This window comes from Lysobacter sp. KACC 24251 (assembly GCF_057747755.1).
Window position 1 is genome coordinate 1,471,925 of sequence record NZ_CM173222.1, and the last position, 21,095, is coordinate 1,493,019.

The following is a 21,095-nucleotide window of genomic DNA, read 5'->3' on the forward strand; positions in this document are numbered from 1 at the left end:
CAACGCTGACGATGCGGGAATCAGGCCATGGAAATGACGCCATCCACTGGCCTTGCGGGGGCCGGCGACCCAATGTGTGACGGCTGTCAACTACTCGCCGTGAGGTGCGGGCGGGTTGTGGCATCATCAAAATTACTGGCGTGCTCGTTGCGGGCGCGCCCGATCCGGCGATGGCAGACGCGCGGCAGTGACGGCATCGGAAACTCTACACATCGTGGGTGCGTGGCCTTGGGGCGGGCTGGTCGTGACCGGGGCGGTCACGCTGCTGGCGGGCTTCCTTGTCGGCGCGTTGCTGCGCCGTAACCGGGTACACGTGGCACAGCTGGAGGCCGCCCACCGGGCGTTGCTGGAAGCCGACCGCGCGGCGGCCATCGGGCAGGGCGAGCTGGCCCAGGCACGCGAACGCGTCAAGCGCATGGAAGGGCAGCAGCGCGCCCTGTTCGGCGACAACCCGGTGCCCATGTGGATCCATTGCCCGACCAAGGGTTGCGTGGTCGCGGCCAACGCCGCGGCGCGTACCGCGTTCGGATTGACCGAAGGCGTGGTGTCCGCCGAAGGCACGCCGGGGTATTCGCTGGCGTGGGTGCTCGATACGCTGGCCACCCGCCGGCCGGAGGAGCGCCTGAGGGGCGAGCGCTGGTCGTTCCCCCTGCCGGATGGTCGAGCGCTATCGGCCCAGCTGCAGGTGCGCGACCTCGAGTTTGGTGGCGTGTCGTGCCTGTTGGTGACGGCCAGCGGCGCGACGGACATGTTGGTCACCGAGTCTGCCCCCTTGCGGCATGAAATGGGGCACGAAGGCGCACCCAACTGGGACGACGAGAAGCGCAGGTTCGCGACCGACCTGCGACTTCTGCGCCGCGCCGTGGAGACCACGGACAGCGGCATCGTCATCACCGACGCCACGGTGACCGACCATCCGATCATCTACGTCAATCCCGCGTTCGAGCGCATCACGGGTTACGCCAGCGACGAACTGGTGGGGCGCAACTGCCGCTTCCTGCAGGGCACCGACCGCGAGCAGGCGGCGGTGGACGGGATTCGCGCCGCGCTGCAAAACGAGCGCGACGTACGGGTCACCCTGCGCAACTACCGGCGGGACGGCAGCCTGTTCTGGAACGACCTGCACCTGACCCCGCTGCGCTCGCCGGACGGTGTGGTGACGCACCACGTGGCCATCGTCAATGACGTCACCGAACAGCGGCATTACGAGGACCAGCTGGCCTATCGCGCTACCCACGATGACCTGACCGGTCTTCCCAACCGCCAGTTGCTGCTTGACCGGCTGGAGCAGGCGATCCGCATGGCGGACCGCAATGGCTCCAGCGTCGCCGTGATGTTCATCGACCTCGATGATTTCAAGCTCATCAACGACACCCTAGGTCACGCGGCGGGCGACAAGGTGCTGCGCGCGGTTGCCTCGCGCTTGTCCGGACTGGTGCGCGACACCGACACCGTGGCGCGCTTTGGCGGCGACGAGTTCGTGGTGCTGCTGACCGAGCAGGGCGATGCCACGGCACGCAATGCGGTGATCGAGCGGGTCACCCAGGCGATCTCGCAGCCGATCATCATCGACGGCACGGCCCACGCCATCACCCCCAGCATTGGACACGCCAGCTACCCGGAATCGGGCTCCACCGCGGACATGCTGCTGATGCGCTCGGACATGGCGATGTACCAGGCCAAGCGTCTGGGCCGTAACCGCGCGGTCGGATACGACGCCAGCTTTGACGCGAACACGTCAGAACGCCTGCAGCTGGTGAAGGAACTGCGCGAGGCGTTCGAGAACAACGAGTTCGTGCTGGCGTTCCAGCCGGTGTTCCATCGCGACGGCCGCCCGGTGGCGATGGAAGCGCTGGTGCGCTGGAACCACCCCGAGCAGGGCGAGATCCCGCCGGGGCGCTTCATCACGGTGTGCGAAGAGAGCGGCATGATCGGTGAGTTGGGCCGGCGCGTGCTGACCATGGCCGCGCAGCATCACAAGCGCCTTTCCGCCCTCGGGCTGGGCGAGTTCCGCATTGCGGTGAACGTGTCGGCCGCGCAGTTCGCTGAGTCGCTCTACGAGGACGTGCAGCAGGCGATCGCCACCTACGGCTTGCGTCCGGGCGCGCTGGAGCTTGAGCTGACCGAGTCCATGATCATGGACAACCCCGAGCACGCGATCGCCACGATGGAGGCATTGACGCACCTGGGCGTGAGCATTGCGGTGGACGACTTCGGCACGGGCTATTCGAGCCTGGCCTACCTCAAGCGCCTGCCTATCCGCCGGCTGAAGATCGACCGCTCCTTCGTGCGTGACCTGGCGGAAAACTCCAGCGACCGGTCGATTTGCCAATCCGTGATCGCGCTGGCCAAGGCACTGGAGCTGGAAACGGTGGCGGAGGGCGTGGAGACTGCCGCCCAGCGCGACTGGCTGGCCGAACACGGGGTGGACGAACTGCAGGGCTACTTCCTGGGCCGCCCGACCCGGTTCGAGGGAGCGGTCGCGCTGATGGTCAAGGCACTGCCGCCAGACCACCCGGTGGTGGCCAAGCTGAGCAAACCGATGGCAATCGGCGTGGCCTGAGCCGGGTTACCTGACGACGGTTACCGGGATCGGGCTTTCGGCAATCACCTTGGTCGCCACCGAGCCGAGGAAAACGCTGGCCAGTGCGGTGTGGCCGCGCGAACCCATCACGATCAGGTCCGCCTTCAGCTCCTTGGCCGCCTTGACGATGGTGGGGGCAGGCGTGCCCACGCGCATGTCCTCCTTGAAGGCGATCTTGGCGCGGTTGAGCGCGGTGCGCGCCTGTCGCGTGGCATAGGCGGCGTTGTCGGCGTGGTACTTCTCGACACCTTGCGCGCCCAGTGAAACCGCCACGCTGCGCAGCAGCGGCTCATCCGCGAACAACAGCGTGACCTTGGGCGGCTTGGCCATGCTGGCGGCCAGTTTGGCGACATGCTTGACGGCCCGCGTGGCCACTGCGCTGCCGTCAACGGCGAGAAGAATGTGCATGTCGAGCTCCTTGTCGGGATGAGCGGGATGGTTCCAGCAAGGTCAGATTAGCGGTATGTCGCGGCGCCGGCTTGACCCTTGTCAATCCGACGCGCGCCTCCCGGGCTCACTCCAATTGCGAGCGCGCAAAAGCCGCATCCAGCGCATCCATGGCGTCGAGCGGCGTGAGCGCACCGGCAATCTCGTACGCGCGGGCTGCCTCGGCTTCCTCCTTGTCGCCATGCAGAAGCAGCAGCAGGTTGCCGTGCTCGATGTTGGCAATCGGGACCTGTGGAGTCAGTCGCAACGCCGTGCTCATGTGCTTCGTGGCCTCGCTGGCCTTGGCGCCGTAGGTCACGCCACCGATCATGCTGCCGACCTTGCCGATGATCTCGCCGTGGTACAGCGCCATCGCGGTATGCGCCTCGGCATGATTGGGTGCCAATTCGAGCGCGGCTTCCAGCGCGGCGCGGACCTTGCCGGCGATGCCGGCCTTTAGCGCCTTCACGATGCTGATGCATTGGCTGTAGCGGCCCAGCGCAAAAGCATGCCGAAAGTGGCTGTTGGCTTCGTCCGGAAGCGCTTTGACCGCCGCCTCCGCGAGCTTGGCGGCCTGCTCGAAACGCTTGAGCTTCTCCGCCTCGTCGTCAACGAGGTGGGTGGCATGGATGCCGATGGCCTTGACCGCCACCGACGCACCCACGGGGCCCAGCGCAACCCCCGCGTCGTAGGCCGCCTTGAAGTCACCTTCGTGGAAAGACCGCCAGGCCTCCTGCAACGCGGCGGCCAACGCGTCTGCATCCAGGCCCTTGGGTGCCTGTTTCCCGGCGGCGGCAATGAGTGCGGCGGCACGCTTCTTGTCAGGGTATGGCTCCTGGTCGCCGGTATGGAGCTTCGACCAGGCCTTCTTCAACGCATCGCCTGGGAAGGCAAAGCGCTGCATGTCCTTGGGAAGTGCCGCCCACGATGCCTTGCCTGCCATGACCAGTCCCTCGCTCCAGTGCTTCCCCAGCATCCCCAAAATCCGCTGCGCTGGCAATCGCCGGGGCCATGGTGGGCCGCGGCAGGGTAGTTTGTTTGCTCGGTTGTGCAGCGCCAGAATGGGAAACGGAAAGCCGGTCGGCCGACCGGTCAACGGAGCCCCGCCCATGGTCGCCAACCCGCGTCGAGCCGCGCAGTCCCGGCAGACCACGCTTCGTCACCTCTGGCTGGCGGGCTTGGGCCTGGTGGCGGTGGCCCATCGGGAAGCGATTGCGCTTCCGGAGCGTCTGCTGGCGGGCGTCGCGGATTGGCAGCGGGGAGCAGCCAACCGCCTGCCGGGCGCGCGTACGCGCCCTGGGCACCGCCGTGGGGCGTGATCAGACTCAGTCGCGGTAAGCGCGGGTCAGGGTGTGCAGATGGATGCGCTCGGCATCGCGCAGGAAGGGCGCAATCAGCATCATCACCTGCACGATGCCCTGACGGATCGCCACTTGCTCGTCCTTGTCGCCGCGAGCGGCCGAATAATTGAGCCAGAAGGTGGCGATCAGCAGCACGTTGGTCGCAGTGGCCGCCAGTTCCTCGGCCGAGCCACGCATCACCCCGGCCTTTGAGAGACCGCGCATGACCAGATGCGCCTGCTCGTCCGCGCGCTTGAGGATCCGGGCGAACCGCAGGCGAAGCCGCCGGTTCCGGCTGAGGATCTCGACCAGGTCGCGGTGCAGGAACCGGTAGTCCCAGATGCACTCGAACACCAGGTGCAGCTGCAACCAGACATCTTCCAGCCCCGGCAGGCGTCCCTCGGGGGCGCCCAGCGCGGTGTCCATGCGCTCCTCGAAGCGCGCGAACAGCTGCTCGATGATGTCGTCCTTGTTGCGGAAGTGGTAGTACAGGTTGCCGGGGCTGATCTCCAACTCGTCGGCGATGTGGTTGGTGGTGACGTTCGGCTCGCCCTGGGCGTTGAACATGCTCAACGCCGTATCGAGGATCTTCTGGCGCGTGTCCTTGGCCACTAAGGCGACGTCCTCTGCAGGCGCGGCTCAGCCGCGCAGTTTCTTCACGAGGTCGACGTACTTCTTCATGGCGTCCTCCTGGGAAGTGCCCTGGAGCTTGGACCAGGCTTCGTACTTGGCGGTGCCCACGAAATCGAAGAAACCGGGCTTGGGGCCGTTCACATCACCCTCCGCGCCCTGTTTGTAAAGCGCGTACAGGCGCAGCAGGGTGTCGTTGTCCGGGCGCTCGGCGAGCCCCTTGATGTCCTCGGCGGCTTGCTTGAATGCGGTTTGCAGGTCCGACATGGGGCCCTCCCAAGCGCTACGAAGCGGTGCCTTCATCACACCATGCGGGTGGGGGGTGGTCAATACGGCGGGGAATTGTGAGTGCGTCGCCACTCTGGCAACGTAGGCGCGACGGCGCCATGCGGGCGAGCGTGTCCGGCGCGGTGCCGGGCGAGCGAGCCGATCCCGCGATGGAGCGTGCCGGGAACACAACCAGGAGAGGGGCATGGGCTATTTCGTCACGGGCGCGACGGGCTTCATCGGGCGCTTTCTGGTCACCAACCTGCTGCTCAAGCGCAAGGGACCAGTGCACGTGCTGGTGCGCAAGGATTCGATGAAGAAGCTCGAGGCCATCGGTCGAAAGATGGGCTGGGACATGAAGCGCGTGGTGGCGGTCGAGGGCGACATGACCCGCGCCAACTGCGGCGTGGCGCCGGCCCGGATCAAGACCCTGCAAGGCACGGTGAAGCACTTCTTCCATCTGGCCGCCATTTACGACCTCACGGCCAGTGCGGAGGCGCAGCGCGCCGCCAACATCGACGGCACGGCGCATGCATTGGACCTGGCCGCGGCGATCAAAGCGGGCTGCTTCCACCACACCAGTTCCATCGCGGCGGCGGGACTGTATCCGGGCGTGTTCCGCGAAGACATGTTCGAAGAGGCCGAGGGTCTCGATGACCCGTACCTGCGTACCAAGCATGATTCCGAAGGGCTTGTACGGGCGGAAAAGCGCGTCAAGTGGCGTATTTACCGCCCCGGCATGGTGGTGGGCCACTCGCAGACAGGCGAGATGGACAAGATCGACGGCCCGTACTATTTCTTCACTTTCCTCAAGCGGCTGCGCCAGATGCTGCCGCCGTGGATGCCGACGCTGGGTCTGGAGGGCGGGCGCATCAACATCGTGCCCGTGGATTTCGTCGTCGACGCGATGGACCACATCGCGCACAAGCCCAAGCTGGATGGCCAATGCTTCCATTTGACCGACCCGGAGCCGATGCGCGTGGGCGAGGTGCTCAATACCTTCGCCCGCGCCGGGCATGCGCCCGAGATGACGATGCGCATCGACGCCCGCACCTTCGCATTCATACCAAGTAGCGTGCGCATGGCGGTGGGAAGCCTGCCCCCCGTGCGGCGCCTGGTCGGGATGCTGTTGCGTGACTTCCAGGTGCCGAAGGAAACGCTGAAGTTCCTGACTTACCCGACGCGCTTTGACAACCGCGAGGCGGAGCGGGCACTCAAAGGCAGTGGAATCAGCGTGCCTCGGTTGGACACGTATGCCTGGCGCCTGTGGGACTACTGGGAGCGCAATCTCGACCCCGACCTGTTCATTGACCGCTCGCTCAAGGGCAAGGTCAAGGGAAAGGTTGTCGTGATCACCGGCGGATCTTCGGGCATTGGCCTGACCACCGCGCAGAAGGTGGCAGCAGCGGGCGCCACTACGGTGATCGTTGCGCGCGGTGAGGCGGAACTGTTCAAGGCGCGCGACGAAATGCAGGCTGCCGGCGGCAAGGTGTTCGCGTATACCGCCGATCTATCCGACATGGCCGAGTGCGACCGGCTGGTGAAGACGGTTCTGGAAGAACATGGGAAGGTCGACATCCTGATCAACAACGCGGGTCGCTCGATCCGACGTTCAATCGAGCTTTCCTACGACCGCTTCCATGATTTCGAGCGGACGATGCAGCTGAATTACTTCGGCAGCCTGCGGTTGATCATGGGCGTCCTGCCCGGCATGACCGAGCGCCGCCGGGGGCACATCATCAACATCAGCTCGATTGGCGTACTGGCCAACTCGCCGCGCTTTTCCGCCTACGTGGCGAGCAAGGCGGCGCTGGATGCATTCAGCCGCTGCGCGCAGGGAGAACTGTCGAGCAAGGGCATCTGCTTCACCACCATCAACATGCCGCTGGTGAAGACGCCGATGATCGCGCCGACCAAGATGTACGACAGCGTGCCCACCTTGACGCCGGAGGAGGCCGCCGACCTGGTGGTCAAGGGCATCATCGAACGCCCCAGCCGCATCGCCACGCGCTTGGGCATCTTCGCTTCGCTCGTCAATGCGTTGGCACCCAAGGCGTATGAGGTGGTGATGAACACCGCCTTCGAACTGTTTCCGGACTCTGCCGCGGCCAAGGGTGACAAGAAGGCCCTCAAGGAGGAGCAGCCGAGCCATGAACAGATTGCGTTCGCCTCGCTGATGCGCGGGGTGCATTGGTAAGTGGGTACCATCCGGGTTGCGCGAGCGTGATCGGATGTGACTGAAATGCAAAGGGCCGCCGGGGGTGCCGGCGGCCCTTCTCGCGTGCGGCGACTGCCGGCAGTCGTCAGTACGTGGCGCACTGCAGGAAGCGCACGCGGGCATCGCTGCCCTTGGGCGGCTGCAGGTGCAGGCGCGATGTGCGGATCGCCTCGTAATGCTTTACCACCGCGCAGATCTCGTCGATTCGCTGCTGATTGGCCTCTTCGGACAGCTGCAGCATCAGGGTGGAGCGCGTCGACCAGAACACGGACTCAATGCCGGACAGGGTGCCGACTTCGTCGATGACCTGCTTGCGCTGGTCCTCCTCGGGCATGGTGGCGACGGAAATGGTCGGCGCAATCGCCGGCGCGGGCCCGGCGTTCGGCGTTGTCGCGGTGGGGGCGGAAGTCGGTGCCCGGGTCGGTTTGGCGGTAGCGAGCGCGCCCGTGGTCGCGGGCGTCTTCGCGGCGGGGTCGACTTCGGGCGCGACAAGCACGGCAAGACCAAAGCCGACCAGAAGCGCGCCGACCCAACCCAGGGCCGCGGTACGCGTGATCTGGGCCCTCGCCTTGGCGTTGAGCCCATTGTGTACGCTGGGTGGCAGCAAGGGGTCGATCAGCGGCCAGAGCGCTTGGCCATCCAGCATCTCTACATGTCCGGCGATCTTTCGTGCCGACGGATCGATGCTGCCAAGCGTCACCAGGATGCCGCCGGCCGCGCCATTGAGGCGAATCGCGTCGGTGAGTTCGCCGACCTGCGTTCCGGTGATCCGGTTCTTCGGGCCTTGCTTGCAACTGAGAAGCCAGGTCTGGCCACCGCGCGTGAGGCGCAGATCGGTCTGCTCGGGGTTGTGTTCGTCGGGGTGGGCTTCGAAACCTTGCGCTTGCAGCGCTTCGATGACGAAACGGGAAAATTCGCGCCAACGCATGCCGGCCAACGTGGCAATGCCGCCGGCTACGATCAGCTGGCGTTCCTTGACGAACCACAGGTACGCCATGAGGCCGCCACCCAGCAACAAGGCGACCAGGAGCATGATGGCGATGAACGACACGTTGAGCATTCCCACCCCGCAGTAGACACCCAGTCGCGCACTATACGTGGCCCGCGTTGCTGCGTTCAGTGCCGGTCGGCACAGGAAACCCGTGACCGGCGTTGGGGGATTGGGGAGGGAAGAGGCCCGCCAGTCCGTAACCGTAAGGGGAGGGGAGCAAACGGGGGAGGGAACTGGCGGGCTTGATCGGGCATGCGACCAGCGCATGCTGAGCCGTCTGGGTCGTCGGACGTTACGCTTGTGTCGACTTCGCAGAGCCGGCCGCCGACTTGCGCGCGCGCTGGGCGGGAGCTTTCCGGGCTGCCTTCTTCGCGGGTGCCGGGGCCGGCTTGGTCGCGGACTTCGCCGCGCGCTTGGCAGGAGCCTTGCCCGGGGCGGCGGGCTTGGACGACTGGCGCAGTTGGGTGGTTAGCGCGTCGACGCGACGGCTGAGTTCATTGAGGTCGTCGCGGCCCGGCACGCCGAGCTTGTTCATCGCCCGCTGCACGCGGTCCTCGAACACCTTTTCCAGACGGTCCCAGGTGTCGGCCGCGCGCTCGCGTGCGTTGCCCACCTTGGTCTCCACCACATCGCGTACCGCATCGGCCTGGCCGCCGGCCAGCTTGCGTGCGGTCTGCTCCAGGTTGAGGCCTTCCTTGACGAGTGCCTCGAACAGCTTGGTGCCCTCGCTCTGCGCACGGCCGAAGGCGCCCATGCCGGCCAGCCAGATCTGCTGCGCGGATTCGCTGAGGGTCTTGGTCAGTCCTTCGGATGAGGACGCGGTGCCCGCCTTCCTGGCGGTGGACTTCTTCGCGGACTTCTTGAACGTGGCCATGGGTCCCTCAGGGGGTGGGTGGGTTGTGTTGCAAGATGCGCCGCGGGTCTAGAGCTTTCACACCAAGCCCGAGGACGCACGTTGTTCCAGCTCGTCCAGAGCGCGCCGCAGCCGCGCGGTGGCATCCGAATCGCGCGTGGCCGGGGGGAGCCCGTCGAAGATGGAGCGGCGCGCATCGTTGATCACGTCCTCGCGCAGCGCCAGCCCGTGCGCCGCCAACAGGGGGCGGAGGGTCTCGGCGCGGCGGCGCAGGTCGGCGAGCGTGTTGCGGTAGCCGATCTGGGCGATGCGCGCTCGCGCAGAGAAGCTGAAGGCGTTGGTGAAGAACATCTCCCCGTCCCGGGCATTGGGCTCGAAGATCAGCTGGTCGATGTTGGGGTACTGGGTGGCGTACTTGGCCAAGCCCACCTGCATGCGCGACTGGAGCAGGGTGCGAAAGGTCTGTGAGAGGACCGCGGGCAGGCCGCCGCGGGCAAGACGTCCGGAATGGCCGGCGCCGGCCTCCAGTCCCTCGTCTTCGCCCTGCGCGTTGAACGGCACCAGCGGGTTGACGCCGATCAGCAGGTCGATGTCCTGGTCCAGCACCACCGAGGCGTGCATGGTGCGGCGCAAGGCGCCATCGACAAAACTGCGGCCGCGGATCTGCACGGGTGGGTACAGGCCGGGCAGTGCGGCGCTGGCCTGGACGGCCTTCGAGATAGGCACATCGCGCCACTGTTCGCTGCCGAAGCGGACGGCCTCGCCGTTGTCCAGGTCGACCGCGATCACGTAGAGGGGCACGTCCAGCTTGCGGAAGTCGTTGGTGCGTCCGCGGCGAGTCAGCACGTCCCGCAGGAATCGCTCGACCTGGGCGTTGTCGAACAGCCCGGTAGGCACCAGCCCGCCAAAGCGCATGATGAAGTTCGACCAGCCCGTGCCCCAAGGCGTGTGCTGCATGTCGCCCAACCACTTGCGGGTAATGCGGGGCAGGGCTGCGGCACGGCGCATGTATTCGGCGACGGCCGGGCGCATGAAGTCGGAGGGGCGGAACACCGCGTCGTAGCTGTCGCCGGTGATGAAGATTCGGCAGATCTCCTCCGTCCGCATGCGGTTGGCGAGGCCTGCGGCCAGGAATGCGCCGCTGCTGACGCCCACGTAGCAATCCATGCGATTGAGGTCGAGCCCCTCGATGGCCTCATCCAGCGCACGCAGGGCGCCCAGCTCATACATGCTGCCGATGGGCCCCCCACCCGCGATGGCGAGGCCAATGCGGGGCTTGCCCTGGGTGTCGCGGCGTTGGCGGGCGGTATGAAGTGACAGCATGCGCAGCAGTACGGAGGGGTTGGCCCGAGTGTAGCCCAATCGCCAATGACGCCTGTGGCGCCGTCCTCACGCGCCGCCGACCCCGCTGGCCGTGGGCGCACTCCACCGCCAGGCGGCCCGCGGGTTGACCGAAGCGACTGCAGCGGGTGCGTGGTTGCGGTCTGGCACGCGAGCAGCCGATGATCCGGGGCATGGCCCGCACCCGCGATCTGTCCATCCGGCTTCCTGACCTGCTGCAGCGCCACCAGCGACTGACCAGCCCGGCGCACGATCCGCGGAACCGGCTGCGCTGGCTCCCCGAGTTGCGGCGATGGCAGGCGGCGCGTCTGCGGCGGAGTTTCGCCCATTTCCTGGAAGACCCTCGGCATCGCGCGGCGGCCGAATTCTTCCTCAGCGATGTCTATGGCGATCACGACTTCAGCCGGCGCGATGCCGACATCGCCCGGGTCGTGCCACTCATGCAGAAGCTGTTGCCGGACGCGCTGCTGGCCAGCGTGGCGGACGCGATCGAACTGGGGTTGCTAACCCACGCCTTCGACCTGCGCATGGCGCAGGTGCTGGAAACCTTGGCACCCAAGCGCAAGCGGCTGGATGACGCGCTCTACGGGGAGGCCTACCGCGCGTGCGGTCTACCCAGGCTGCGCAGTTACCAGATTGACCTGATCGCCCGCGTGGGCAAGGACCTGGGTCGGGGCTTGAAGCTGCCCGGAGTCGGCATGTTGTTGAAGCTGTCCCGCGGGCCCGCGACGGCGGCCGGGCTGGCGGAGCTGCAGAGGTTTCTGGAGCGTGGCGTCGACGCCTTTGCACGGTTGGGCGACCCTGCGGCGTTCGTTGCCGAGATCGAACAGGACGAGCGTGAACTGTCGCGCCGGCTCTTTGCCGGCGATCCGCAGACCTCGGGTTGAATCGATGTGCCGACCTTGCGTGGGGGCGAAGCGCAGGGTTGCCGATGCCTCAGGCGAAGCGCTCGTCCAGTACCCGGCGGATCTCCGCCTCGATCGGGCCTTTCAATGCGCCCAGCAGGAAGCCGAGCTTGGCGGTGACGTGCACGTTGCCCGGCTGCAGCGCGATATGGCCATCCACGCCGCTTCGGGTGAAATGCAGCAGGTCGCCGTCCCAGTGGTGGTCCACGCCGAAACGCTCGTGCAGTTTCGCGGCCACTTCCTCGACGACGGTGCGGGCCTGGGCCTGCGAAAGCTTGTGGGCGTGATCGATGGCAATGTGCGACATGCGGAGACTCCAGGGGGTGCCTGACTATTGTGGCGGCCATTGCAGGTGCTTCCAAGTGGCCCCGCCGTGCTAGATTCCCCGCACGTGACTGCCCCCAGACTCCGCTTCCCGCATCGTGACCACCTTGACCTGGTGCTGACACCGGGCGTGCATGCCGTTGGCCTCGACGCCGATGGTCGACCGCGTCCGGTTGAAGGCGGGGCCGATGCGCGGGTGCAATTCTGTGTGGACCGGCGCGGAATCTGGCTGCAACTGCGCGAAGGCTCGCGGGGTGTGCACGTCAACGGCAGGCCGGTGCGCCGGATGGCGATGCTGCGGCCGGGCGATGCCATCTTTTTTGAAGGCCAGTTGCTGCAACTGCTGGGCACGGAACCCTTGCCGGCTCCGCGGGAAACCATCGCGGCCGACGGGCACTTACATGCCGTGCTGCGTGGCGTGGGGGGCAGCCACCACGGGCGCGCCTTCCCACTGGATCGTCCGATCATGGTCGGGCGCAGCGCGGACGCGGACATCGTCATCACCGACCATGACTTTGCCGAGCGGCATGCCCGACTGGAGCCGCATCCCAACGGTATCGTGCTGCGCGACATGGGCTCGGAGACGGGGAGTACGGTCAACGGCCATCCCGTCCGTCATGCGCTGCTGCGGGTAGGCGACCAAGTGGTGTTCGACACCACGCATCGCTTCGTGGTCGAAGCCCCGCTGCGTGTGCTTGCCGAGGCGTTGCCTGACGCGGAGCTCCTCGAGCAGGACGCCGCGGCGCCGGTGCTGGTCAATACGGGCCGCAGGGCGGCGCTATCGACCTCCGTGCGACGCATCCCGTGGCTGCTGTTGGCCGCGCTGCTGTTGGCCGGGTTGCTTACCCTGCTGCTGCTCTTTGGCGCGCGCTGACACCACGCCACCGCTGCGCCAGGCGCCAGCCCAGCAATACGGCAAGGATTACCGCGTACAGCAGCGGTTCGCGGATGTCAGACTTCACCAGCCACCAGAAGTGGAGCACCGCCAGCACGCCGATCGCGTAGATCGCCTTGTGCAGTCGCGCCCAATGGCGGCCGAGCCGACGGATCGCTGCCTGCGTGGACGTCGCGGCGAGGGGCACCAGCAAAAGCCACGCCAGAAAACCGACAGTGATGTAGGGCCGTTTTGCGATCTCTTCGAAGATCTGGGTCCAATAGCCGCGCAGATCCAACACGAGATAGGCCGTCAGGTGCAGCGTGGCATAGGCGAAGGTGTACAGGCCCAACATGCGCCGGAAGCGCAGGAACACCGTCTGCCCGGTGAGTTGGCGCAAGGGCGTGATGGCCAGCGTCAGCATCAGCAGGCGCAGCGCCCACAGCCCGAGCCGGTGCTCGATCTCTGCGACGGGGTCGGCACCGAGTGCGCCGCTGCCGGTGAGGAACTCCTCGCGGACCTGCGACGCCAGTATGGCGGCCGGGGTCAGCGCGAGGGCGTGGACGACCGTCTTGAGCGCCAGGTTGGCCCGGGAAGAGGGCCGCCAGGGTGCCATCAGAACCACTTCCTCAGGTCCATGCCCTTGTACATCCCGGCCACCTGTTCGGCGTAGCCGTTGAACAGCCGAGTGGGTATTCGCTCGGCGAACAGCTTGCTCGCCGTGCCTGCGATCCGCCGCTCGGTCTTCTGGCTCCACCGGGGATGGTCCACATTCGGATTGACGTTGGAAAAGAAGCCGTATTCATCGGGCTGCAGATCGTTCCAGGCCGTGGGTGGCATCTTCTCGACGAAACGGATCTCCACGATCGACTTGATGCTCTTGAAACCGTATTTCCACGGCACGACCAGCCGCAACGGCGCGCCGTTCTGCTGCGGTAGTGGCTTGCCGTAGAGGCCGGTGGCAAGCAGGGTGAGCGGGTGCATGGCCTCGTCGATGCGCAGGCCCTCGCGGTACGGCCAGTCGATGCTGCGATACACCAGCCCCGGCATCTGCCGCGGGTCGGCCAGGGTGGTGAACGCCACGTATTTCGCCTTCGAAGTGGGCTGGAAGCGCTTGAGTACGCTGCCCAGCGGCACGCCCAGCCACGGAATCACCATCGACCAGCCTTCCACGCAGCGCAGGCGGTAGATGCGCTCCTCGGGAGCGTGGCCCTTGAGCAGCTCGGCGAGGTCCAGCACGCCGGGCTTGGCGCACTCGCCGCTGACCGCAATTGTCCAAGGGGAGGTACGCAGCGTCTTGCGCGCCTTGGAGGGATCGGCCTTGCCAGTGCCGAACTCATAGAAATTGTTGTAGCTGGTGACGTCCTCCATGCGCGTCAGCGTCTCGGCGGTGCGGAAGCCTGACCGCGCCTGCTGCGGCGTCAGCGCGACCTTGGGCGGCACAGGGGGGTCGGCTTCGGCGCAGCCGGACAGTACCAGGGCGGGACTGGCGGCGAACGCGGCGATCAGGCGTCGGCGGTCGCGGTACACCGCTTCTTCGGTGATCTGGGCGGCAGGGATGCGGAGGACGTCACGCAAGGACATGGGGCAGCGCCGGTTGGGGGCTACTGCAGTAGACCGCGACTGCGGTTAAGAAGTTGCATGGCGCGACCCACGTCGGCGTCGGCTGGGCCAGGGTCCGCAGGTCCGGAGCATGCGCCCGCGCCGCGGCCAGGATCTCGGCGTGCTTGTCCTGATCAGTGTGACCCCCGCGCCGTCCCCGGGATTGTTTGTCCGGAGGGTAGGGTGCGGCGGTCACGGCGCCAGCAGGTGCGGGATGAGTTCGCGCAATGCGCGGGACAGCAATTCATGGTCCAAGTCGGGCTCGCGGGTTTCGTGCACGCGAAGGCCCTCGAAAATCAGTTGCAGGATCAACGCCCGCTGCGCCGTGATTGCCGGCGGCAGCGCGTGACCACCCTCTTCCTTGGGGCGGGCCAGCCAGGTCTGCAGCGCCTGGCGAAGCCCCGTGTCGAAGTTGCGCACGGATGCGGCGATCCCCGGGTCCCGAGTGGCCTCGGCGGAGAGCTCCAGCAGCAACGGCGCGCTGATGCGACGACTGCCGTCCGCCCGGCCCGTGCCGTAGCCTTCGGCCATCTCTTGGGCCAGGTCGATATGGCGCGTGAGCCGAATTTCCTCGCGCAGCAGTTCCAACTGCCGGTCGACGATCGCCTGGATGATCGCGCTCTTGTTCTCGAAATAGCGGTAGATCAGGCCGGGACTCATCCCGGCTGTTTCCGCGATCTTGGCCATGCCCGCTGCATGAAAACCGTGCTCGATGAAGCACTGCTGCGCGGCGCTGAGAATGCGCTCGCGCTGTGCTTGGGTCCGTGCTTTGGCTTTGCTGCTGCGGGTCTGTGCGGTCATTGTCCTGTTTCGCTCCAACCGCCACCGAGGGCCCGGTAGAGGGCCACGCGGTTGGCCTGCTCGGCCTGGCGGACTGCAATCAGCCCTTGCTGGGCCCCATACAGTGTGCGCTGTGCGATCAGCCGTGTCAGGTAACTGTCACGTCCAGCCTCGTGGCGCGCCTTGGCGAGGGTGTCGGCGTGGGTCGCCGCATCCACCTGTGCCTGGGCGGCCTCGCGCCGCTGGGCCAAGGTCTCCGACAGCACCAGCGCGTCGGCCGCATCGCGGAATCCGGCCTGGATGGCCTTTTCGTACTCCGCCAGCGCGATGTCGCGGTCGACCTTCGCCACGCCGAGGTTGGCGCGCAGCTTGCCACCCTGGAAGATCGGCAGGGTGATGCGTGGGACGAAGCTCCATACCTGCGTCCCGGCCGAGAACAGGTCCGACAACTCCCCGCTGACCGCACCGACCGAACCCGTCAGCGAAATCGACGGGAAGAAGGCGGCCCGGGCGGCGCCAATGTCGGCGCTGGCGCCCAGCAGGCGATGCTCGGCCGCGCGCACGTCGGGCCGGCGCAGGAGCGCCTCGGACGGCAGGCCCGCCGGCACAGGCAACAGCCCGATCGCGCCGTCGTGCAGGCCGTTGGGCAACTGCTCGGGGGCCAGCGGCGTACCAGCCAGCAAGTGCAGGGCATGTATGTCGCGCGCCACGTCGCCCTCGAAGCGCGCCACATCACCGCGGGCGCCCTCCAGTTCGGCCTTGGCTTGCGCCAGCTCCAGCGCGGAGGCGGCGCCGATGGCGTGGCGCTTCCCTGCGAGGCGGTGGCTGTCCTCGAAGGTGGCCAGCATCGCTTGCGATACGCGCAAGAGGTCCTGGTCGGCGGCCAGGGTGAGGTAGGCGTTGGCCACCTCGGCAATGAGGCTCAGCTGTACGGCGATGCGCGTCTCGTCCGTGGCGAAGTAGCGTTGCAGGGCCGCCTCGCTGAGGTTGCGCACGCGACCGAACAGGTCGAGTTCGAACGCCGACAACCCCACTCCTGCGGTGTAAACCTCAGTGGTGGGCAAGTCACCGCCGCTTCGTTCCATCTGCGCGCTGCCGCCCAATGTGGGCAACCGGTCGGCGCGCTGGATGCGGTACTGGTTGCGGGCCCGTTCCACGTTGAGGGCCGCCACCCTCAGGTCGCGGTTGTTGGCCAGCGCCGTCTCCACCAGTGCGTCCAGCTTCGGGTCGGTGAAGAAGTCCCGCCAACCGACGTCCGCCACCGGCAGGGCCGTACCCTCACCCCCGGTTTCAGGGGACGGCAGTGCAAGCGGCGACCCGGTAGCGGCCGGCAACGGCCACCGTTCGGCGATGCCCATATCGGCGGTGGGCGTGGCGGGCACCAGCGTGGCGCACCCGGCGGTAAACACGGCCGCGGCCAGGGCCAGCGGCGCGATCAGCGGCTTAGTCATGGGTATCACCTTCGGCGACGGCAGCCGGTTGGGCCTTGCGGCCCCCAAACACGCGCTGCACCACCACGAAGAACAGGGGAATGAAGAACACCCCCAGCGCCGTGCCGACGACCATGCCGCCCAGCACGCCAGTGCCGATGGCACGTTGCGCACCCGAGCCGGCGCCACTTGCGATTGCGAGCGGCAGCACGCCCAGGCCGAAGGCCAACGACGTCATGATGATCGGGCGCAGGCGATCCTTCACGGCTTGCATCGTGGCGGCGATGAGTTCCATGCCGTCTTCCACGTTGGCCTTGGCGAACTCCACGATGAGGATCGCGTTCTTGCTGGTCAGCCCCACCGTGGTGAGCATGGCCACCTGGAAGTACACGTCGCGGCCCATACCTGCCATGGTGTTGGCGAGCGCCGCACCCAGGATGCCCAACGGGGCCACCAGCAGCACAGCGGTCGGAACCGTCCAGCTTTCATACAACGCGGCCAGGCACAGGAACACGATCATCAGCGACAGCACGTACAGCAACGTGGTCTGGTTGCCGGCCTGCTGTTCCTGGTAGGACAGCGCAGTCCACTCGATGCCAAAGCCCGGCGGCAGCTGTGCGACCAGCCGTTCCATTTCGGCCATGGCATCACCCGAGGAGACCCCCGGCGCGCCCTGGCCCTGGATTTCCACGGCGGACACTCCGTTGTAGCGTTCCAAGCGAGGCGATCCAAATTCCCAATGGGTGGTAGCGAACGCCGAGAACGGCACCATCTCGCCCTGGTTGTTCTTCACCGACCAGCGGTTGAAGTCCTCCGGCGTCATGCGGAACTTGGCGTCGGCCTGCACGTAGACACGCTTCACGCGGCCACGGTCGACGAAGTCGTCGATGTAGCTGCTGCCCCACGCGGTGGCCAGCGTCGCGTTGATCTGGTCCATCGATAGACCCAATGCGCTGGCCTTGCCTTCATCCACGTCCACTCGGAACTGTGGGGTGTCGTCCTGGCCGTTGGGGCGCACGGCCATCAGCAGCTTGCTCTGCGCCGCAGCGCCCAGCAGCTGGTTGCGTGCGTTCACCAGCGCCTCGTGGCCCTGTCCGGTGTTGTCCTTGAGGAAGAAGGTGAAGCCCGCGGCGGTGCCCAGCTCCGGCATGGCCGGCGGCGGGAAAACGAACGCCATGGCGTCCTTGATCTGCATCAGCGCACCCATGCCGCGTCCCGCAACGGCGCCCGCGCTCAGCTCGGGCGACTTGCGCTCGTCCCAGTCCTTGAGCTTGATGAAGGCCATTCCCGCGTTCTGGCCCATGCCAGCGAAACTGAAGCCCTGCACCGAGAGCACCGAATCCACTGCTGCCTTCTCGTTGTTGAGGAAGTGGTTCTCGATGGTCTCGATGGTCTGCAGGGTGCGCTCCTGCGTGGCGCCGACCGGCGTCTGGATCAGCGAGAACAGCACGCCCTGGTCCTCATCGGGGAGAAACACGGTGGGCATGCGGACAAAAAGCAAGCCCATCACCACCACCATGGCCGCGAAGATGGCCATGAAGCGCCCCGGACGGCCGATGATGCCGCGCACGCCACGCTGGTAGCGGGTGCTGGAGGCGTCAAAGCCCCTATTGAACTTGCGGAAGAAGCGGGCAAGAAGACCGTTGCCATCGTCGTGGTGGGCGCCCTTCTTCAGCGGCTTGAGCATGGTGGCGCACAGTGCCGGGGTCAGCACGATCGCCACCAGCACTGACAACGCCATCGCGGAGACAATGGTGGCGGAGAACTGCCGGTAGATGATGCCCGTAGCGCCGGACATGAACGCCATCGGCACGAACACCGCCGACAGGACCAGGCCGATGCCCACCAAGGCGCCGGTGATCTGGTCCATCGACTTGCGCGTGGCTTCCAGCGGCGAGAGGCCCTCCTCACTCATGATGCGTTCGACGTTTTCGACCACGACGATCGCATCGTCGACCAACAGGCCGATCGCGAGCACCATGGCAAACATGGTGAGCATGTTGATGGAGAAGCCCATCGCCGCGAGGATGCCGAACGTGCCCAGCAGCACCACGGGCACGGCGATCGTCGGGATCAGCGTGGCGCGAAAGTTCTGCAGGAACAGGTACATCACCAGGAACACCAGCACGATGGCTTCCAGCAGGGTCTTGATGACGTTCTTGATCGACACCTGCACGAACGGGGTGGTGTCGTAGGCGGTGATGGCCTTCAGACCGGTGGGGAAGGTGGGACGAAGGGCTTCGACGGCTTCTTCGACATTGGCGGCCGTCTCCAGCGCGTTGGCACCGGTGGCCAAGGTGATCGCGATGCCGGTGGACGGCTTGCCATTGAAGCGGGTGACGAACTCATAGGTCTCCGCGCCCAGTTCAACGCGCGCGACATCGCCCAGCTTGAGCGCCGAACCGTCCGGATTGGCCCGCACGATGATCTCGCGGAACTGCTCCGGGGTCTGCAGCCGGTCCTGCGCGGAGATCGTTGCATTGAGCTGCTGGCCGTCGATGGCCGGCGTGCCGCCCAGTTGGCCCAATGCCACCTGCGCGTTCTGTGCACGCACTGCGGCGATGACCTCGTTGGTGGACAGCTTGTAGGTGTCCAACTTGCCCGGGTCCAGCCAGATGCGCATGGCGTACTTGCCGCCAAAGACCTGGATGTTGCCCACGCCCGGCACGCGGCTGAGCGGGTCGACCAGGGTACTGCCCACGAAATCGGCGATGTCGTTCTTGTCCATGCTGCCGTCTTCGGACACGAAGGCCAGCACCTGCAGGAAGCCGGTGAGCGACTTGGAGACATTGACGCCCTGGCGTTGTACCTCTTGCGGCAACAACGGCATGGCCAGCTGCAGCTTGTTCTGCACCTGCACCTGCGCGGTGTCCGCGTTGGTGTTGTTGTCGAAGGTCAGCTTGATCGTCGCCATGCCATTGGACGAGCTGTTGGACGAGAAGTAGATCAGCCCGTCCAGGCCCTTCATGTTCTGCTCGATGATCTGCGTCACCGAATCCTCGACCACCTGGGCCGATGCACCCGGATAGGTGGCGCGGATTTCCACCGCCGGCGGAGCGATGGTCGGGTACATGGAAATCGGCAGCTTGAAGATGGCCAAGCCGCCGGCCAGCATGATGATGATCGCGATCACCCACGCAAAGATGGGTCGATCAATGAAGAAGCGTGCCATGCGCGGCGCCCCTTACTTGCTGCCCGCGCCAGCGGCGGGCTTGGAGAAGGGATTGGCGGCGGTACGTGCCGGGGCAGGGGTGCCCGCTTCACTCGCCACCACCGGGACGCCGGGCTTGATCTTCTGCAAACCTTCGACGATGACCTTGTCACCGGCCTTCAGGCCATCCTCGACCAGCCACTTGTCGCCAACCGCCTGGCTGACCTTTACCGGACGGGCCTCGACCTTGCCGTCCTTGCCCACCACCATCGCCGAGGTGTTGCCCTTCGGGTCACGGGTGATGCCTTGCTGCGGTACCAGGAGGGCGCCCTTGCGCTCGCCGTTGCCCACCACCGCGCGCACGTACATGCCCGGCAGCAGAACGCCTTCGGGATTCGGCACCACCACGCGCAGCGCGAAGCTGCCCGTGCTCGGGTCGACGGTCACCTCGGAGAACGCCAGCTTGCCTTCATGCGAGTGCGGGTTGCCGTCCTCCAGCAGCACCTTCACAGGCAGGGTTTCGGTGCTGGCGAGCGTGCCGGCAGCCACGGCCTTGCGCAGGGCCAGCAACTCGGAGCTGGACTGGGTGAGGTCGACGTAGATCGGATCCAGCTGCTGCACGGTGGCAAGCGGCGCGGCCTGGCCGGCACTGACCAGCGCGCCCTGGGTGACCGAGGACCTGCCGATACGGCCACTGATGGGGGAAGAGATGCGGGCGTAGCCCAGCATGACGTCGGTGCCGTCCACGCCCGCCTGGGCTGCCTTCACGTCGGCCTCGGCCTGGCGCAGGGTGGCTTGCGCATTGTCGTTGTCCTGCCGGCTGACCGCATCGAGCTTGACCAGTTCGGCGCTGCGCCTGGCGTTCAGACGCGCTGTCACGAGCGCCGCCTGGGCGCGGGCAAGGGCGGCGCGGGCGCTGTTGTTGTCCGCGCGGTAGCTGGCGTCATCGATCTGGTAGAGCGGCTGGCCGGCCTTCACTTCACCGCCCTCGGTGAACAGACGGCGGCGGACGATGCCCGAGACCTGTGGTCGGACCTCAGCAACCAGGAAGGGAGTTGTGCGGCCCCGCAGCTCGCGGGTCAGGGTGACGTCCTGCGGCTTCAGGGTGACGACAGTGACAGGCGCGGCTTGAGGTGCCGGCTGGGTGGGCGCGGCTCCACCACCACAGGCGGTCAGCGCGAGGGACAACGAGAGTGCCAACGGCACGAGTGGGAGGGCGGGTCGGGGCATGGGAGGGGAGGAGTGGGGAAGGCTTGAATAGAATGAACGATCATTCGCTTTCTGTCAAAGCGTTCAGGTTCAGCGTGGGTTGAGCCTGGTTCGTTGCATCGGAAACCGCGCCCGCCGGGGTTGATGCGCTGCGGCATACTGAACAGCCC

At 66.5% G+C, this 21,095-nt stretch carries 18 protein-coding genes; 4 read left to right on the forward strand and 14 right to left on the reverse strand.

Annotated elements, in window-relative coordinates; genetic code table 11:
* The first annotated feature begins 214 nt into the window (after positions 1-214).
* Positions 215-2,563, forward strand: coding sequence for a putative bifunctional diguanylate cyclase/phosphodiesterase (locus AC3ARF_RS06955; protein ID WP_498931536.1), 2,349 nt, complete (start codon positions 215-217; stop codon positions 2,561-2,563).
* Positions 2,564-2,569: 6 nt separating this feature from the next.
* Here AC3ARF_RS06955 and AC3ARF_RS06960 read toward each other — a convergent pair whose 3' ends face one another.
* The 4 genes from AC3ARF_RS06960 to AC3ARF_RS06975 all read right to left on the reverse strand — a co-directional run bounded on the left by AC3ARF_RS06960 (position 2,570) and on the right by AC3ARF_RS06975 (position 5,247).
* Positions 2,570-2,992, reverse strand: coding sequence for a universal stress protein (locus AC3ARF_RS06960; protein WP_498931539.1), 423 nt, complete (start codon positions 2,990-2,992; stop codon positions 2,570-2,572).
* Between the two features lie 106 nt (positions 2,993-3,098).
* The gene (locus tag AC3ARF_RS06965) at positions 3,099-3,986 is read right to left on the reverse strand and encodes a hypothetical protein (protein ID WP_498931541.1); all 888 of its coding nucleotides are present in this window, start codon (positions 3,984-3,986) and stop codon (positions 3,099-3,101) included.
* 349 nt (positions 3,987-4,335) lie between these two features.
* Positions 4,336-4,962 (reverse strand): TetR/AcrR family transcriptional regulator, encoded by a 627-nt coding sequence (locus AC3ARF_RS06970; protein WP_498931543.1) that lies wholly within the window; start codon positions 4,960-4,962, stop codon positions 4,336-4,338.
* A gap of 27 nt (positions 4,963-4,989) precedes the next feature.
* Positions 4,990-5,247: an acyl-CoA-binding protein gene (locus tag AC3ARF_RS06975; protein WP_498931545.1), complete on the reverse strand. Its 258-nt coding sequence runs from the start codon at positions 5,245-5,247 to the stop codon at positions 4,990-4,992.
* Positions 5,248-5,452: 205 nt separating this feature from the next.
* Between AC3ARF_RS06975 and AC3ARF_RS06980 the strand changes: the two genes are divergently transcribed.
* The gene (locus AC3ARF_RS06980) at positions 5,453-7,444 is read left to right on the forward strand and encodes an SDR family oxidoreductase (RefSeq protein WP_498931547.1); all 1,992 of its coding nucleotides are present in this window, start codon (positions 5,453-5,455) and stop codon (positions 7,442-7,444) included.
* Positions 7,445-7,550: 106 nt separating this feature from the next.
* Here the strand turns inward: AC3ARF_RS06980 and AC3ARF_RS06985 are convergent, their stop codons facing one another.
* The 3 genes from AC3ARF_RS06985 to AC3ARF_RS06995 form a co-directional block, all read right to left on the reverse strand.
* A complete protein-coding gene (locus AC3ARF_RS06985; protein ID WP_498931549.1) occupies positions 7,551-8,516 on the reverse strand; it encodes a restriction endonuclease in 966 nt (321 codons plus the stop codon).
* A 232-nt stretch (positions 8,517-8,748) separates the two neighbouring features.
* Complete coding sequence (locus tag AC3ARF_RS06990) at positions 8,749-9,330, reverse strand: phasin family protein (RefSeq protein ID WP_498931551.1); 582 nt, start codon at positions 9,328-9,330, stop codon at positions 8,749-8,751.
* Positions 9,331-9,387: 57 nt separating this feature from the next.
* On the reverse strand, positions 9,388-10,632 hold the full coding sequence (locus tag AC3ARF_RS06995; protein WP_498931553.1) for a patatin-like phospholipase family protein: 1,245 nt from the start codon (positions 10,630-10,632) through the stop codon (positions 9,388-9,390).
* A 191-nt stretch (positions 10,633-10,823) separates the two neighbouring features.
* Between AC3ARF_RS06995 and AC3ARF_RS07000 the strand changes: the two genes are divergently transcribed.
* Positions 10,824-11,537: a DUF8198 family protein gene (locus AC3ARF_RS07000; RefSeq protein WP_498931555.1), complete on the forward strand. Its 714-nt coding sequence runs from the start codon at positions 10,824-10,826 to the stop codon at positions 11,535-11,537.
* A 49-nt stretch (positions 11,538-11,586) separates the two neighbouring features.
* On the opposite strand, the gene AC3ARF_RS07005 is transcribed toward AC3ARF_RS07000, so the two are convergent.
* Positions 11,587-11,862, reverse strand: coding sequence for a polyhydroxyalkanoic acid system family protein (locus AC3ARF_RS07005; protein WP_498931557.1), 276 nt, complete (start codon positions 11,860-11,862; stop codon positions 11,587-11,589).
* Between the two features lie 84 nt (positions 11,863-11,946).
* Between AC3ARF_RS07005 and AC3ARF_RS07010 the strand changes: the two genes are divergently transcribed.
* On the forward strand, positions 11,947-12,753 hold the full coding sequence (locus tag AC3ARF_RS07010) for an FHA domain-containing protein (protein ID WP_498931558.1): 807 nt from the start codon (positions 11,947-11,949) through the stop codon (positions 12,751-12,753).
* On the opposite strand, the gene msrQ is transcribed toward AC3ARF_RS07010, so the two are convergent.
* The 6 genes from msrQ to AC3ARF_RS07040 form a co-directional block, all read right to left on the reverse strand.
* Positions 12,722-13,369, reverse strand: a complete 648-nt coding sequence (gene msrQ, locus AC3ARF_RS07015; RefSeq protein ID WP_498931560.1) for a protein-methionine-sulfoxide reductase heme-binding subunit MsrQ — start codon at positions 13,367-13,369, stop codon at positions 12,722-12,724. The genes AC3ARF_RS07010 and msrQ overlap by 32 nt on opposite strands.
* A complete protein-coding gene (gene msrP / locus AC3ARF_RS07020) occupies positions 13,369-14,337 on the reverse strand; it encodes a protein-methionine-sulfoxide reductase catalytic subunit MsrP (RefSeq protein ID WP_498931562.1) in 969 nt (322 codons plus the stop codon). Before msrP ends, msrQ begins: the two co-directional genes overlap by 1 nt.
* Positions 14,338-14,547: 210 nt before the next feature.
* Entirely contained in the window at positions 14,548-15,156 is a 609-nt protein-coding gene (locus AC3ARF_RS07025) for a TetR/AcrR family transcriptional regulator (protein ID WP_498931564.1), read from the reverse strand.
* On the reverse strand, positions 15,153-16,586 hold the full coding sequence (locus tag AC3ARF_RS07030; protein WP_498931565.1) for an efflux transporter outer membrane subunit: 1,434 nt from the start codon (positions 16,584-16,586) through the stop codon (positions 15,153-15,155). Before AC3ARF_RS07030 ends, AC3ARF_RS07025 begins: the two co-directional genes overlap by 4 nt.
* A complete protein-coding gene (locus tag AC3ARF_RS07035; protein ID WP_498931567.1) occupies positions 16,579-19,737 on the reverse strand; it encodes an efflux RND transporter permease subunit in 3,159 nt (1,052 codons plus the stop codon). The genes AC3ARF_RS07030 and AC3ARF_RS07035 overlap by 8 nt, the downstream gene beginning before the upstream one ends.
* A gap of 12 nt (positions 19,738-19,749) precedes the next feature.
* Positions 19,750-20,946 (reverse strand): efflux RND transporter periplasmic adaptor subunit, encoded by a 1,197-nt coding sequence (locus AC3ARF_RS07040; protein ID WP_498931569.1) that lies wholly within the window; start codon positions 20,944-20,946, stop codon positions 19,750-19,752.
* Between the last annotated feature and the right edge of the window lie 149 nt (positions 20,947-21,095).